Below are 12950 nucleotides of genomic sequence, written 5' to 3' on the forward strand. Positions count from 1 at the left end.
GCATGTTGGAGCTGGAAGACGCGCTGAAGCAGTGCGTCGAACGGGTGGCGCGGTTCCGCCGTCAACACCAGCGCATTGGTGAGCAAAACACCAAGGCCGGGCTGATTGAACCAGTCATCGGAGCGCTCGGCTGGGACCTGTTTGACCCAGACGAGGTGCACCGTGAGTATCGTCGACGCGGTCCCGATAACCCGGTCGACTATGCCCTCCTCCTGCTGCGCACACCACGCCTGTTCATCGAAGCGAAGGGCCTCGGGGAGAACCTCGACGATCCGCGGTGGGCCAACCAGACCATCAGTTATGCCGCGGTTGCCGGCGTCGAGTGGGTGGCGCTGACCGACGGCGCCGAGTGGCGGATCTACAACGCCCACGCGCCAGTGCCCATCGAGCACAAGCTGTTCCGCGCGGTCCGTATCGAGGAGGGCCTCGACGATGCGGTAGACCTGCTGTCGCTGCTCAGCAAGGGCAACATGCGTGACAACCGCATTGAGGAGTTGTGGAAGGGCTACTTCGTCGATCGTCAGGTCCACGGGGAGTTGCTCGAACTTTTCGGTGACGGGGAGCCTGCGGCGGAGCTGGTGGCGATGCTCGATCGGCGCCTGTCCAGGCTTACCAGGGACGAGGTCCGGTCCAGTCTCATCCGAGCCCGTGCCACCTTCGATTTTCCGTCGTCCGCTGCACCGACCAAAGTCAGCCCTGTCCCCGTCACTGAACCGGTGCACGTCGTGCGCCCACCGGCCACCCCTACTGTGCCTCAGCAGCTGACGCCACTCGGTTCGGCCAAGGGGCGTCCGCTCAAGCGGCCGGTGACTGGCGCAGAACGCGCGCTTAAGTTGATCGACCTGATCAGGGCTGGGAGGTTGCGTCCGGGCAGCAAGCTGTACGGGAAGTATCTGGGCAAGCAGTACGTCGCCGAGGTACTCATTGACGGCAGCATCCGCTACGAAGGCCGGGTTCTCGGATCCCCGAGCGCGGCTGGGGAGGCGGTGAAGATCGACGTGTATGGGTCGTCGATCACCGCGACCCGGCGGGCCACCGATGGGCTCGACTTCTGGTCGGCAGAGGATGCCCGAGCCGGTGACATGGTGACTCTCAAGGAGATCCGACGCCGTGTGGCAACCGAGGGGGAGGCGTGAGACGGCCCCTCACCCTCGCGCAGATTCTCACAGTCCTGGACGAGCCGCAATCTGTCAACGATCTGCGCCGGTACTTCGGGGTCGATGGTCATTCGCCGTTCACCGGCGGACAGTTCGAACGGCTCGGGGGCGGCGGTGACCGAGCGGAAACCCGCGACGTCATCACCGCGGAGGATCTGGTTGCGGTCGAACTGCTCAGCGTTCGAGTGCGGCCGCATACCTCTCTCGATCTCTTGCAAGGGGCGCTGGGGAAGGCCGTAACGGCCGAGTTGCGGGGCATACCGACGCACGTATCCCTGGGGCACCCTGACGCGAGCCAATACATCGAAGAGCGAGGACGAGCTGACCGGGCTTGGCGGTTATTGCGGAAGGCGGACGGCATTGGCTGGGTCGTGGCTGGGAAACTACTCGCGCGCAAGCGGCCCTTGCTCGTACCGGTCTACGATGAGATCGTCGCATGTGCTTTCCGGACTCGCAGAAACTTCTGGCGCTGGCTGCACGGCCGTCTGTTGGAGCAGGAAGCGACGCTCGCCAGCCGCCTTTTCGACCTCCGAAGGCGTGCTGGATTGCCTGCGGACGCCATCACTTTGCTCAGAGTTCTCGACGTGGTGATCTGGATGCGTCACCGCGACGAGCACACCGGCTACCGATGCCGAGGCATTCAACTTCCCTAAAGCCGACCGCTAGTGGGCGCTGGGGTCGAAGCCGGTCTCATAGCCTGACGAAATTGTCAACCGATCGTTGCAGGGAGCACCGTGGGATTCCAGACGCCACAGTACAAGTTGTCCAAGCTGCTGGAGCAGGCCGGCAGCGGCAGCATCCAGCTTCCGGACTTCCAGCGCGGCTACAAGTGGGACGAGGAGCGCATCAGATCCCTGCTCGTCACGGTGACTCTGGGCCACCCGCTCGGCGTGCTGATGCTGCTTCAAACCGGCAACGACCAGGTGCGGTTCAAGCCAAAGGCGATCGAGGGAACTCCTCCGATGTCCAGTAAGGTGGAGCCAGATTTGCTCCTACTCGACGGGCAGCAGCGCTTGACGTCGCTCTACCAGTCCCTGACCGGCTCGGGTGTTGTCGACACCGAGGATGCCCGGAAGAAGCAGGTTCAGCGACGCTTTTACATCGACATCACCCGAGCCTTGGAGGACCCGGCCCGCCGGGACGAGGCGGTGGTGGTCCTGCCGGGCGACGGGATCGAGCGGACCAACTTCGGCAAGGACATTCGCCTCGACGTGTCCACGCCGGAGAAGGAGCGCGAACACGGTTACTTCCCGTTCCGCCTGATCTACGACTCGCCAGGTCAACTCGACTGGTTGTGGAACTTTCCCGGAGAAACGGGTGAAGCGGCGGCGCGACGAGCGCTCATCCAGCGCTTTCAAGGCGAGATCCTCACGCCAATGCAGAGCTACGAGATCCCTGCCATTGAGCTGGACAAGTCGACGACCAAGGGAGCGGTCGCCACCGTCTTCGAGAAGGTCAACACGGGTGGCCTTCCCCTCAACGTCTTCGAGTTGTTGACGGCGACCTTCGCTGGTGACGCCGCCTACTTCCACCAGCACGGGGACGACTTCCGGCTGAAGGACGACTGGCAGCTCACCGAGCAGATCATCTCCGCCCATCCCGTCCTGAGGGGCATCCGCAACACGGATTTCCTCCAAGCCGTCACCCTGCTCGTGACCGCTCACGGGTCGTCGTTCACCTCCGCTCGGAAGGAGGACGTGCTGCGGCTTGAGCTCAGTCAATACCTGGCTTGGGCTGAGCAGGTGCGGGAGGCGTTGGTGTGGGTTGCGCAGTTCCTCCGGGATGAACACATCCACCGGGCGCGCGACATCCCCTACCCGACTCAACTGGTGCCTCTGGCGGTGATCCGCGTGATCCTCGGCGAGGCTGCGACCATCCACGGGGTTCGCAGCCGTTTACGCCAGTGGTTCTGGTGCGGCATCCTCGGCGAGCTCTACGGAGGCGCCACGGAAACCCGCTTCGCGCGCGACGTTGACCAGGTCCCGGCCTGGGCGCGAGCCGTGACGTCCCCGGACACCGCCCCCGAGCTTCCGGGCACCGTGTCGGGAGCGACGTTCGCTGAGTCCCGGCTGCTGTCTCTGCGAACTCGGCAGTCCGCCGCGTACAAGGGCTTGCACGCACTCCTGATGGCGGGGGGTGCCAAGGACTGGAGATTCCACCAGACCTTCGACCATACGCAGTACGTCGCTCTCGACGTCGACATCCATCACGTTTTTCCAAAGAAGTGGTGCGACGACAACAAGATCCCGCGCAATCTCCGGGAGAGCATCATCAACAAGACGCCGCTGGCCGGGAAGACCAACCGTTTCATCGGGGGAGCCTCTCCTGCGGCCTACGTGCCGAAGCTCGAAGGTGCCGCCGCCATCGGTTCCGATGAACTTGATGCCATCATCGGTGCGGACCTGATTGACACCAAGGCACTGAGGGCCGCTGACTTCGACGCCTTCTTCCTTGCGCGTCGGCGAGCTCTGCTGGAGCTGGTGGAGACGGCCATGGGCAAGCAGGCGCAGCGGGACGTTGATGCGGGGAAGTTGACCGGGGGTGGGGAGGCACCCGAGGCCTTCGCGGAGGAGGACGACGATCCGCAGGACACAGACGACGCCAACGAGGACGACCGCTAACTCGTCCGGCTGCTGTGGCTAACTCTCGGTCGGGCGCATCAGCTCGACCTGGTCGCCGGGTTTGACTTCCATCTCGCCCTTGCCGTGGCGGATCTCCAGCACCGGGACGCCTTCGTCCAGGTGCAGCTCATTCCGTTCTTGGCCCGTCGGCATTCGAGCGACGACCGACGCGCCGGCCGGCAACTCCATCTGCTGCCGCTCAGGCGCACGTCGTACCCGCGTTCCGTGCCCGCGGACCGTGCTGACCAGCCCTTCGGAACGCAGGATCGACATTGCCATCCGGACCGCCTCACGGCCAATGCCGTACTCCTGTGTCAGCCGCGATTCGCTCGGCAGCGACACCCCAGGCGCCAGCTCACCGGACTCGATCCGTCTCCGCAACAGGTCAGCGACCTGCACGTAAACGGGCGTGTGTGAGCGCGGATCGACGGTCATGTCTGGTAAGCCTTGTCCCCCCGTGGGCCGTGGTGGTTGTGCCCCTGTGCCCCTGTACGTATATTCATCAAGGCGGCGGAAGCTCAACGCGGGACGGGGATCTATAGCCCGGTCGAGTGACGCCGTGCAGCAACCCCGCTGCCGTGCTGCCAGTCGACGCTGTGGTGGCAGGCCGGGTGGGTTCGCGCAAGCGGTGTGAACACGGGCCCACCCTCCATCAAAGGGAAGGCAGGTCGAGTAGATGAGCGCCCGTAACCAACGACCGGCACGGGAGGTTGGAGCGACCATCCGCTCCTCGACGCACACCAGTCTGCTGCCGTGGCAGGTGCGCGAGCGCCGCTTCGCACCGACCGGGCTCGGGCGTCGCGGGCTGAACCCCGACGACGTGTACGCCTTCCTCGACCGGGTCGCCGTCGACATGGCCGCCGTCTACGCTGCTCTCGCCGAGAGCCGCCTCGAGACGGCCCGGATCAAGGCCGGCCTGCGTCGCCGGCAGGCCGACCAGGCCGGCGCCCGCAACGAGCGGGGCCACGCCCAATGAGCCAGCGGTACGTCATCCACCTGCCCGTCGTTGCCACCGACCTGTCTGCCGCGCAACGCCTGGCCCGGGTCATCGGCCGGTGGATGCTGGTGCTGCCGATGGCCGACCCGGGGGAGACGACCGTCTCCGAGGAGGACCAGCAGTTCCTGCGCCACCGGGTCTTCTGCGACCTGCTGATGCCTGGTGGCCGGCGCTGCCTCCTGCGCGACGGACACGACGGCGACTGCTCCCGCCGCTTACGCCGGTGACTGGAGCGATGCCTGCGACGGACCACCATGGACACGGCCGTACAGGCGGGCCATGATGCGGTGTGCAATTCATAGCGAGCCAGGTGATGCACACGATCTGCCAGAAGGCCGAGGGCAGGAAGGTCAGGGCTGCCGTCGCCTACGCGGGTGACGGGGCGGCCGACCTGCTGCCGGTGAAAGCAGGCGACCTGATCGTCGTCAACGGCAGCAGGAACGCAATCGCCAGCGGCGCTACCTCCGCTCGTCTGCTGCGGAGCTGGTATGAGCAGGGTGTCCTGCTCTATGCCCATGAGACCCTGCACGCGAAGGTCTTCGTCATCGGTCGGACCGCCTTTGTGGGTTCGGCCAACCTTTCGCTGCGTGCCCACAACGACCGTACGGTCGAGGCGGCGATCCAGAGCACCGAAGCTGCAGTCGTCGTCAGTGCTCGGGAGTTCATCGACGAGATGGCTGCCGATGCATTCGAGGTCGACGAGGCTTGGCTCGATTGGGCGGACACGGTGCCGGTGCGTGCCGCTGGTGGCCCGGTGCTGTGGAATCCGGATCCACCGTTCGAACCGAACGAGCCGTACGACGTCTGGGTTGGCCCGGAGGAAAGCGTCGAGTGGACTGACGAGGAAACCGCGCTCGCGCAGGCGGGCTATCGGATGCACAGGGTTGCCGGGGGCAGGGGCAGGTACGGCACGATCGCCATCAGCGAGTCCGCGACGGACACGAGTTCGCTTGTGCAGCCTGACATGGTCTTACTCATCCGTCCGCGCAGCGTTCAGTTGGTCAGGTTTCTCGATCGCCGTCGCCGTGGGGGAGCGGCCATGGGCTTCTACCGCACCGACCGGGATTGCGTCCGTCGAACACTGGGCGAGGTGGCGGCCGCTCTCGACAGCACCCCAGCGAAGCTGCGCGAGGGGGACTGGGTGCGGATGGATTCACCGCAGCGTGAAGCGCTTCGTGAGTTGTTCAAGCTGCCGAAGCTTCCGGCGCGGTCGTGATGAGCGCCTTGGCATGTGAGTAGGTGAACAGCACCGTAGGCCGTCCCGGTGCACGCCCTGGCCTGTGGCAGGCTCCGCCCGGTGACGATCACGACGCTCGGCTCGCGGTTTCTCGCGGCGTTCAATGACATTGAGAAGCACATCAGGGGCCACCTCAAGGCCGACGAGCGCATCAGTTTCACACAGCTCGCTCGGGAATACGCCGAGAAGAAGCGACTTCCAAGTCAACACAAGAGCGCCTTAGTCGCGTTCGCCTCACTGCGGAACGCGATCAGCCACGGCACCTACTACGGTGGTCGACCGATCGCGGAGCCGGTCGAGGCCGTTGTCCAGGAGATCGAGCGGCTCCGGCAGCAGATGCTCGAACCACCGCGGGCGCTGCACGTTCTGCCTCGCGGCGAGGTACGCACGGTGCGTCCGAGCGACCCGGTAGGCACCGCGCTGGACGTGGTTCGGACGCTCGGGTTCTCGCAGCTGCCCGTGTACGACAGCGACGGCTACGCCGGTGTCCTGACCACTAATGCCATAGCTCGATGGCTGGCCGACCAATTGACCAGGAACACGGGCATCGCCGAGGAAGAACCGGTCAGCCACGTGCTGAAGTTCGCAGAGCCAGGCGAGAACGCGGTTCTGGTGCCGCGAGCGATCACCGTGGTGGAGGCGATCGACCGGCTGAGCAGTGGAAGGCAGGCCGGCCAGTTGAGCACGGCGCTCATCATCACTGAGAACGGCCGGACGACGGACAAGCCGCTGCGGCTGATCGCCCCCTACGACCTTCCGCTGCTGACGGCCGCCCTCGCCATTACGTGAGCATCCGTAGGCGAAACGGATGCGCCGCTGGTTCGGTACCTAGGAGGCCGACCAGCGGCACCGCAACTGAATCGACGAGGGTCAGCCCGCGAGGGAGCCCAGGTTGACGCCGTCGAGCAGGTTGATCAGCTCGTCGTCGCGGGTCACCTCGTAGCCGAGTTCACGCAGTTCCGCAACCAGTTCGGCCTCACAGTCCATAGGAATATCGAGGTACTCACCGTTGTGAACCGTGAGGACGAGTTTGGCGTACCGGTCCCGCAGGTCCTGCGGCAGCACGTCGAGCGCGCGCGTCGTGACCATCGGGGGCCAGTACCCTTCCACGAGCGCGCCCACCTCGGTGATGTGGAAGGGCGCGTCGTCGCCGTACCCGTCCTCCGGCTCGTAGCAGTCGGGGCCGGCGGGGTGCGACAGGTGGGTCATCTGGACCCGTCGAGCCTCGCCCCAGGTCCGCGCGGTGGCGAGTGCCCTGATCTCCGCGGCCTCCCCGGCGGCGGTAGCGGCGTCGATGAAGGCGAGGCAGTCGTGATTGGTGGCGTGGCCGTAAACCAGGTGCTGGTGGTGCGTTGTCATGGCGCACATCCTGCCCCAGGGGACACCCACCAAGATCAGCCTACCGTCCGGGCCCTCTCCACCGGTCGGGTGACCGTTAGGCTGGCCCTCCTGGCCTCGCCACCTGGAGAAACGCCCATGTCCGACAGCGTTTCGCGCAGTTCACCGCCGCCGACAACCAGCTCGCAGTCGGGCTGCTCGTCCAGCCGGCTCGCGCGTTCGAGGGTCACCGGCCCCGCTGCCCGCCTTCCTCGCCGAGCACCGCATCATTGCGCCGAGCGGCACGGATGACGCCGAGGATCGTCTGCTCGGCCTCCACATCGCCGGCGGTGGCGAAGTTCCCGGTGCCCTTGTCCATGTCGATGAGCAGCCGGCGTACATGTTGTTGCTCACCACGTCCACACCGGCACATGCCGCAGCCACCACGACCCCGTCATCGTCAGGGCCCGCGTGCGGGTTGATCATGCCGGGCATGAATATTGGGCGAAGCTATCCCTGGCGGTCAGGGCCGCACCGCGCCGCTCCCGCCGCCGCAGGGTGCAGCCCACCTCCTAGACGTGCGTGATCACATCTTTGCCGTACGCGCTGAGGGTCTTGTCCTTGTCGTCGTGCATCAGGTAGAGGGCGAAGTTGTGCACCCCGAACTCGTTGAGTCCTGCAGCCGGCCGACGTGGGCCGACTCGGGGCCGAGCAGACGGAATCGGTCGACGATGACGTAGGGGACGCAACTGCGGTGGTGGTGAAACCACCACTCCTGATTCGCCCGATCCGGATGAGGCACGGTCACCCCCGGCTCCGACAGGCTGTCGAGGTACCGGGGTGCTGCGCGACAACCAGTTGGGGCCACGGGCGAGCTCAAGGACCGGGAACGCCAGGGAATTCTTCCTCCGCCGCCGGGAACCCAGGGGCCAGCCAGTTCGAACACGTCGTGACGCCATCAGGCGACATCGACCCGAACAGCGTCGACGCGGTCTTCCTGGGCAGGGTGTTGACCCTTACGCGTGGGCAAGACGCACCGAACCGAAACGCGGCGCATTGAGGTCAGGGGCGCACCTAACTGACGGTTCGACGGCGGTCGGGCCGGAGAGGAGAATCAGGTGGAATACGAGGATTTCATCAACGGAGTGGCCACGCGGGCGAAGGTGTCGACCGATCAGGCGGCGACACTCACCAGCGCGACGTTGGAGACACTGGCAGATCGGATCAGCGCCGGCCAGGCTGAGGACCTTGCCTATCAGCTTCCCGACGGGCTTGACGATCACCTGCGCAAACCGCCACCGCTGAGAAGGCAGGAACAAGCCCAGCCGTTCGGGCTCGAAGAGTTCGTACGGCGGGTGGCGGACCACCCGGCCGTCGACCGCGCGCTCGCCGATGCCGGGGTCCGCGCGGTGCTCACCACGTTGCGTGAGGCTGTTTCCCGTGACGAGTTCGAGGACGCGATGGCCCAGCTTCCGAAGGAGTTCCGGCAGGTGATCGAGCCGGTGGGCGCCGGTGGCCGGCAGCGCCGCGGGTAGCACGCACGGACCCCGCGACGCACCCCAACTGGTCACTGGTGAACTACGCCGAATTTCTCGAAGCGGTGGGGAAACGGGCCCGAATGCCGGCGGCGGAGGCGGCGAACGTCGTGGGAGCCACGCTGACGACCGTGGCGGAAGGGGTCAGTGGTGGGAGGGACGAGCGGACCGCTGAGGGCGCCCGCGCCATGTTGATGACCCTGCGCGAGGCGGTGAGCGCGGAAGACCTCGAGAACCTGGAATTCGAACTGCCAAAGGACTTCCGGCGGCTGCTCCGTCCGGTGCACCGCAGCGTCGGGGCCTGAACCGAGCCACGTCCTGGCCCGATGCGGGTACGGTGCGCGGGTGGAGGTTGGATTCGCCCCGCCCGTCTCCGGCTCGTGGGCCACACCGGAGAGCATGATCCACGTCGCCCGCCGCGCCGAGCAGCTCGGGTACCACTCACTCTGGACGTTCCAGCGGCTCCTGGTGCCCGCCGACCCCGCTTGGAGCGAGACCTACCACAGCGTCCAGGACCCGCTGACCACGCTGGCCTTCCTGGCGGCCCACACCACGCGGATCCGGCTCGGCGTCGCGGTGCTCAACATGCCGTTCATCTCTCCGGTGCTGCTGGCCAAGCAGACCGCGACCCTGGACATCCTCGCCGGCGGACGGCTCGACGTGGGACTCGGCCTCGGCTGGGCGGACGAGGAGTATCAGGCGACGGGGGTGAGCAAGCATCGGCGGGGCCATCGGGCCGAGGAGTTCCTGGCAGTTCTCCGCGCTCTCTGGCGGGACGGCGTCGCCGAGCATCGCGGCGAGTTCTACCAGATCCCGCCGACGCGCCTGGAGCCAAAACCCGTGCAGCGGCCACACCCGCCGATCCTGCTCGGCGGCCAGGCGCCCGCCGCGCTGCGCCGGGCCGGCCGGCTCGCCGACGGCTGGGTCAGTGGCAGCCAGGCGGACCTGACGGGCATCGGCGAGGCGGTCGCGACCGTCAAGGCCGCTGCGGCTGAGGCCGGCCGCGATCCCGGCGCACTGCGCTTCGTCTGCCGCGGCGCGGTCCGCGTACGCCCGACGAGCCCGCCCGGGCGCGCGCCGCTCACCGGCACGCTCGAGCAGATCCGGTGGGATCTTGGCAGACTCGCCGAAGCCGGCATCACGGAAGTGTTCGTCGATCTCAACTTCGATCCGGAGATCGGCTCACCCCGCGCCGACGCGCAGGCGTCACTGCGCCGGGCCGACGAGGTGCTCGACGCCCTCGCTCCGACCCACTGACACCCCGGTCGGCGCTCACCCGGCCGGGTCGGCTGCCGCGTCCGCCGCGGACCACGCCGACCAGCCGGTCACCGCGATCGCGATCACCGGCCCGGCTGGTGGCCGCTGGACGTACTGCGGGTACTTGTCGGCCAGCGCCGCGCGGGCCGCGGCCTCCTCCGCGCGGTCCTCCACCAGCCGACCGTGCCCGTCCAGCCGGACCCACCACAGCCGCGACCAGTCCTCGTCGTACTCGTCGATTAGCAGGCAGGCATGCCCCGTCGCCCGGATGTTCTCCACCCGGCGTAGCCGCCGGTGGCGCTTGGGCTTCTCGTCCACGGCGTGGTAGACGACATCGTCGAGCAGGACGAAGCACACGGACACCAGGTGGGGACGCCCATCCGCCCGGACGGTGGTCAGCCGGGCCACCCTGGCCGACTGGACCCGATGCCGGATTTCGTCGGCGGGCACGGGCCCGACGGTAACAGCCGACACCCGTCATGGTGACTCGTTGTTGCCGTGGAGGCGTGTCGGTGCTGCAGGCGGGTATGCCCTGCCGACCTGAACCTCGGGGGAGGCGTGATGGCGAGCGAGGCGCCCGACTACTTCCAGCCCGAGGCTGGGCTGGTGCTCACGCACCTGCTGATCGTGCGGGACGTGGACCGTTCCCGGGAGTTCTACCAGCGGGTGCTGGGCGCGACGGTGGTGCGGGAACGCCAGCCGGCGATCCTGCGGTTCCACAACAGCTACATCGTGATCAACGACGAGGGTGGTCCGACCGACGACAAGCCGGGTGTGCAGGCGAAGGCGCCGCCGGATCCGAACACGCTCAGCAGCGCGATGAACGTCCGGGTCACCGACGTCCGGGCGGTCTACGAGCAGTGGCGGTCACGGGGTGGGGAGTTCCTGACCGAGCCCAAGGATCATGGCGTCGAGATCCGGTGCTACCTGCGCGACCCGGACGGCTATCTGATCGAGCTCGGCCAGGGCACGGGGATCCTCGCCGGGATGGGTCGAGCAGCCGCCGCCTGAGCGACCGACACCGGGGAACCCAGCCCGGACCAGCCATCGTGATCGGGCCCCTGGTGATCAGGCGGCGGGTACCGTCAACGTCGTGGAGGATCTCGGCGCGAAGGTCTCGTACCTCGCGCTTCGCGTCGGCACCCGGGTCTACGACGTCGACTCGGCACCCGTCGGCGTGGTCAAGCACGTGCCGACCGACGAACCGAACGACATCTTCCACGGCGTCATCGTGGCACCGCCCGGGCCGGACCAGTCCCACAGCTTTGCCCACCGGGAGCAGATCGCCGACCTGTACGAGCGGGGGGTCGTGCTGTCGGTACCCGGTGCCGAGATGCACGAGCCGGGCGAGGACACGCCGGCCAGAAGGGCCGAGGCCGCGGGTGACGACCCGGTGCAGGTGGGCCTCCGCCGCGCCTGGGAGTGGCTGAGTCGCCCCCGCTGAACCTGGCGGGCAGTTCACACCAGAACAACGCATGATCGGCCCGTCGAGGCAGACGCGGTGGGTCCCCGAGACCGACGAGTAGTAGCTCCAGATTGGCTGGCGTTGTCTGCTGCCCTGCGAGACGAAGCCGGTTGAAGCGTCAGTGGTATCCGAGAATTCGGGTCGCTTCCTCGCCCACCAACCTCAGCTGATCCCCTCGGAGATCGGGCACCTGGTAGTCATTGCCCCGCACTGTCCTGAGGAATTCCGTCGGCAGGCTCACCTGGTATGTAGTGAGGTAGAAGCGTAGGTCGTCGCGCCACAACCATTCGCCGTCCGTCAACACCGAGGCGCCCCCGACAAGGTGTCGGCCGCTGCCGAGGACGTCGATCTCCGCGCCCATGACGTCGATGAGGCCATGCCCGTGGCGTAGGTAGTCTTCGATCCGGGCGGCATCGGGGAGCGGCTCCGCGTTGACGTGCGAGTGGATGCTCTCCACGTAGACCTCGGTCGGGTTGGCTCCTAGTTCTTTGAAGAACCCCACAGTCTTCATTGGTGCCCCCTCGCTTGCGGTACGAAGACCTCCCAGGAACCGCCGCTTTCGACGACTGGCGGCTGAGGTTCAGCAGCCCATCGCTGGGTCCCCACCCGGGCCGTTGGCGCGAGCACGTTGACTCCGAGTTCGTCGGCGACCTGTTGACCGAGTGGTATCCCGTCGAGGTCAGGCTTGAGGGTGCCGGCGTAGCAGGACACCAAACGGACGGGACCGCCGTCGTAGGCGGGATTTTCCCGAACTGCGGCGGCGATCTGGGCCGCGTCGGTGGCGTTTCCGTCCATGTGCGCTCCGTCTGCTGAAACCTTGCCTGGGACAAAGTATCCCTGGTCGGTGCCGTGCACGATGACGTCATGGTGCCCATCCAGCGGTCGCACCTTGTCAAAGTTTCGCATCGTCAAATCGTCGTAGCCGACGCCGGTCGAGTGATCGGAGTGGTAGACCGGGTCGCCAGCGGAGAGGCAGGAATCGGGGGTCCGTTCTGGCGGCAGCGGCCGCGTCCTCGGATCGGCCCAGTCACGTCGCTGTCCCATCCGGTCCGAAGGCCCGAGCCGGGTGAGTCGCCCCAGCGCCTGCTTGAGCTTGTCGATGAGGTCGCCGAGCCGGCGTACCTCCGGGATGAGCCGTCGCAGGCTGGCCAGCAGCCCCCGCAACAGCCGCGCGATCCGCCCTCCCCACGACGCCACCAGCGTCGTGACCTGCTCCACGACCAGCGGTGCGGCAAGTCCGCCGGTGACGACGAGTTCGCCCGCGTACGTGATGAGGCGGGACACGCAGGCGGCGATGGCGTCGCGGACCAGGAGCCGGACGGCGGCCACCATGGCCGCGATCACCGAAGGCACCGCCGGCCTGG

General features: G+C 67.0%; 17 protein-coding genes and 1 pseudogene. 12 read left to right on the forward strand and 6 right to left on the reverse strand.

The features are described 5' to 3' along the window. Nucleotides 1-2: 2 nt before the first annotated feature. The 3 genes from AB0J68_RS02850 to AB0J68_RS02860 all read left to right on the forward strand — a co-directional run bounded on the left by AB0J68_RS02850 (nt 3) and on the right by AB0J68_RS02860 (nt 3778). Nucleotides 3-1136: a hypothetical protein gene (locus AB0J68_RS02850; protein ID WP_363935717.1), complete on the forward strand. Its 1134-nt coding sequence runs from the start codon at nt 3-5 to the stop codon at nt 1134-1136. Then, the gene (locus AB0J68_RS02855; protein ID WP_363935720.1) at nt 1133-1810 is read left to right on the forward strand and encodes a DUF6308 family protein; all 678 of its coding nucleotides are present in this window, start codon (nt 1133-1135) and stop codon (nt 1808-1810) included. The genes AB0J68_RS02850 and AB0J68_RS02855 overlap by 4 nt, the downstream gene beginning before the upstream one ends. Before the next feature lie 81 nt (nt 1811-1891). Continuing rightward, the gene (locus AB0J68_RS02860) at nt 1892-3778 is read left to right on the forward strand and encodes a DUF262 domain-containing protein (protein ID WP_363935723.1); all 1887 of its coding nucleotides are present in this window, start codon (nt 1892-1894) and stop codon (nt 3776-3778) included. Between the two features lie 18 nt (nt 3779-3796). Here the strand turns inward: AB0J68_RS02860 and AB0J68_RS02865 are convergent, their stop codons facing one another. Beyond that, nucleotides 3797-4213 (reverse strand): winged helix-turn-helix domain-containing protein, encoded by a 417-nt coding sequence (locus AB0J68_RS02865; RefSeq protein WP_354856878.1) that lies wholly within the window; start codon nt 4211-4213, stop codon nt 3797-3799. Between the two features lie 241 nt (nt 4214-4454). Between AB0J68_RS02865 and AB0J68_RS02870 the strand changes: the two genes are divergently transcribed. The 4 genes from AB0J68_RS02870 (at nt 4455) to AB0J68_RS02885 (ending at nt 6801) form a co-directional block, all read left to right on the forward strand. After that, entirely contained in the window at nt 4455-4754 is a 300-nt protein-coding gene (locus AB0J68_RS02870; RefSeq protein ID WP_354856876.1) for a DivIVA domain-containing protein, read from the forward strand. Then, nucleotides 4751-5002 (forward strand): hypothetical protein, encoded by a 252-nt coding sequence (locus AB0J68_RS02875; protein ID WP_354856874.1) that lies wholly within the window; start codon nt 4751-4753, stop codon nt 5000-5002. Before AB0J68_RS02870 ends, AB0J68_RS02875 begins: the two co-directional genes overlap by 4 nt. Nucleotides 5003-5088: 86 nt before the next feature. Beyond that, nucleotides 5089-5991 (forward strand): phospholipase D-like domain-containing protein, encoded by a 903-nt coding sequence (locus AB0J68_RS02880; protein ID WP_354856931.1) that lies wholly within the window; start codon nt 5089-5091, stop codon nt 5989-5991. Nucleotides 5992-6072: 81 nt separating this feature from the next. Then, nucleotides 6073-6801, forward strand: coding sequence for a CBS domain-containing protein (locus AB0J68_RS02885; RefSeq protein WP_354856872.1), 729 nt, complete (start codon nt 6073-6075; stop codon nt 6799-6801). Nucleotides 6802-6882: 81 nt separating this feature from the next. On the opposite strand, the gene AB0J68_RS02890 is transcribed toward AB0J68_RS02885, so the two are convergent. Beyond that, nucleotides 6883-7371 (reverse strand): hypothetical protein, encoded by a 489-nt coding sequence (locus AB0J68_RS02890; protein WP_363935726.1) that lies wholly within the window; start codon nt 7369-7371, stop codon nt 6883-6885. A gap of 205 nt (nt 7372-7576) precedes the next feature. Then, a complete protein-coding gene (locus AB0J68_RS02895) occupies nt 7577-7708 on the reverse strand; it encodes a hypothetical protein (RefSeq protein WP_354856868.1) in 132 nt (43 codons plus the stop codon). A 739-nt stretch (nt 7709-8447) separates the two neighbouring features. Here AB0J68_RS02895 and AB0J68_RS02900 point away from each other — a divergent pair. The 3 genes from AB0J68_RS02900 to AB0J68_RS02910 are packed head-to-tail and all read left to right on the forward strand — an operon-like array spanning nt 8448 to nt 10121. Beyond that, entirely contained in the window at nt 8448-8864 is a 417-nt protein-coding gene (locus tag AB0J68_RS02900; protein WP_363935728.1) for a DUF2267 domain-containing protein, read from the forward strand. Nucleotides 8865-8902: 38 nt separating this feature from the next. Next, nucleotides 8903-9169, forward strand: coding sequence for a hypothetical protein (locus AB0J68_RS02905; RefSeq protein WP_363935730.1), 267 nt, complete (start codon nt 8903-8905; stop codon nt 9167-9169). Nucleotides 9170-9209: 40 nt separating this feature from the next. Then, complete coding sequence (locus AB0J68_RS02910; RefSeq protein WP_363935733.1) at nt 9210-10121, forward strand: TIGR03619 family F420-dependent LLM class oxidoreductase; 912 nt, start codon at nt 9210-9212, stop codon at nt 10119-10121. A gap of 15 nt (nt 10122-10136) precedes the next feature. Here AB0J68_RS02910 and AB0J68_RS02915 read toward each other — a convergent pair whose 3' ends face one another. Beyond that, entirely contained in the window at nt 10137-10571 is a 435-nt protein-coding gene (locus AB0J68_RS02915) for a TIGR03668 family PPOX class F420-dependent oxidoreductase (protein WP_354856859.1), read from the reverse strand. A gap of 111 nt (nt 10572-10682) precedes the next feature. On the opposite strand from AB0J68_RS02915, the gene AB0J68_RS02920 reads away from it, so the two are divergent. Together AB0J68_RS02920 and AB0J68_RS02925 are read left to right on the forward strand one after the other, a co-directional pair. After that, the gene (locus AB0J68_RS02920; RefSeq protein ID WP_363935736.1) at nt 10683-11132 is read left to right on the forward strand and encodes a VOC family protein; all 450 of its coding nucleotides are present in this window, start codon (nt 10683-10685) and stop codon (nt 11130-11132) included. An 82-nt stretch (nt 11133-11214) separates the two neighbouring features. Next, a complete protein-coding gene (locus tag AB0J68_RS02925) occupies nt 11215-11565 on the forward strand; it encodes a hypothetical protein (RefSeq protein ID WP_354856854.1) in 351 nt (116 codons plus the stop codon). A gap of 139 nt (nt 11566-11704) precedes the next feature. Here the strand turns inward: AB0J68_RS02925 and AB0J68_RS02930 are convergent, their stop codons facing one another. Beyond that, the gene (locus AB0J68_RS02930; protein WP_354856852.1) at nt 11705-12097 is read right to left on the reverse strand and encodes a hypothetical protein; all 393 of its coding nucleotides are present in this window, start codon (nt 12095-12097) and stop codon (nt 11705-11707) included. Further along, a pseudogene (locus AB0J68_RS02935) lies at nt 12094-12950 on the reverse strand (hypothetical protein); the annotation flags it as partial. The pseudogene AB0J68_RS02935 and the gene AB0J68_RS02930, both read right to left, overlap by 4 nt.

Source organism: Micromonospora sp. NPDC049580 (genome assembly GCF_040675595.1).
Taxonomy (GTDB): domain Bacteria; phylum Actinomycetota; class Actinomycetes; order Mycobacteriales; family Micromonosporaceae; genus Micromonospora.

Coding starts and splice junctions, on each gene's coding strand:
- AB0J68_RS02850 (WP_363935717.1), top strand. CDS start 3: ATGTTGGAGCTGGAAGACGCGCTGAAGCAGTGCGTCGAACGGGTGGCG.
- AB0J68_RS02865 (WP_354856878.1), bottom strand. CDS start 4,213: ATGACCGTCGATCCGCGCTCACACACGCCCGTTTACGTGCAGGTCGCT.
- AB0J68_RS02870 (WP_354856876.1), top strand. CDS start 4,455: ATGAGCGCCCGTAACCAACGACCGGCACGGGAGGTTGGAGCGACCATC.
- AB0J68_RS02875 (WP_354856874.1), top strand. CDS start 4,751: ATGAGCCAGCGGTACGTCATCCACCTGCCCGTCGTTGCCACCGACCTG.
- AB0J68_RS02880 (WP_354856931.1), top strand. CDS start 5,089: ATGCACACGATCTGCCAGAAGGCCGAGGGCAGGAAGGTCAGGGCTGCC.
- AB0J68_RS02890 (WP_363935726.1), bottom strand. CDS start 7,371: ATGACAACGCACCACCAGCACCTGGTTTACGGCCACGCCACCAATCAC.
- AB0J68_RS02895 (WP_354856868.1), bottom strand. CDS start 7,708: ATGGACAAGGGCACCGGGAACTTCGCCACCGCCGGCGATGTGGAGGCC.
- AB0J68_RS02920 (WP_363935736.1), top strand. CDS start 10,683: ATGGCGAGCGAGGCGCCCGACTACTTCCAGCCCGAGGCTGGGCTGGTG.
- AB0J68_RS02930 (WP_354856852.1), bottom strand. CDS start 12,097: ATGAAGACTGTGGGGTTCTTCAAAGAACTAGGAGCCAACCCGACCGAG.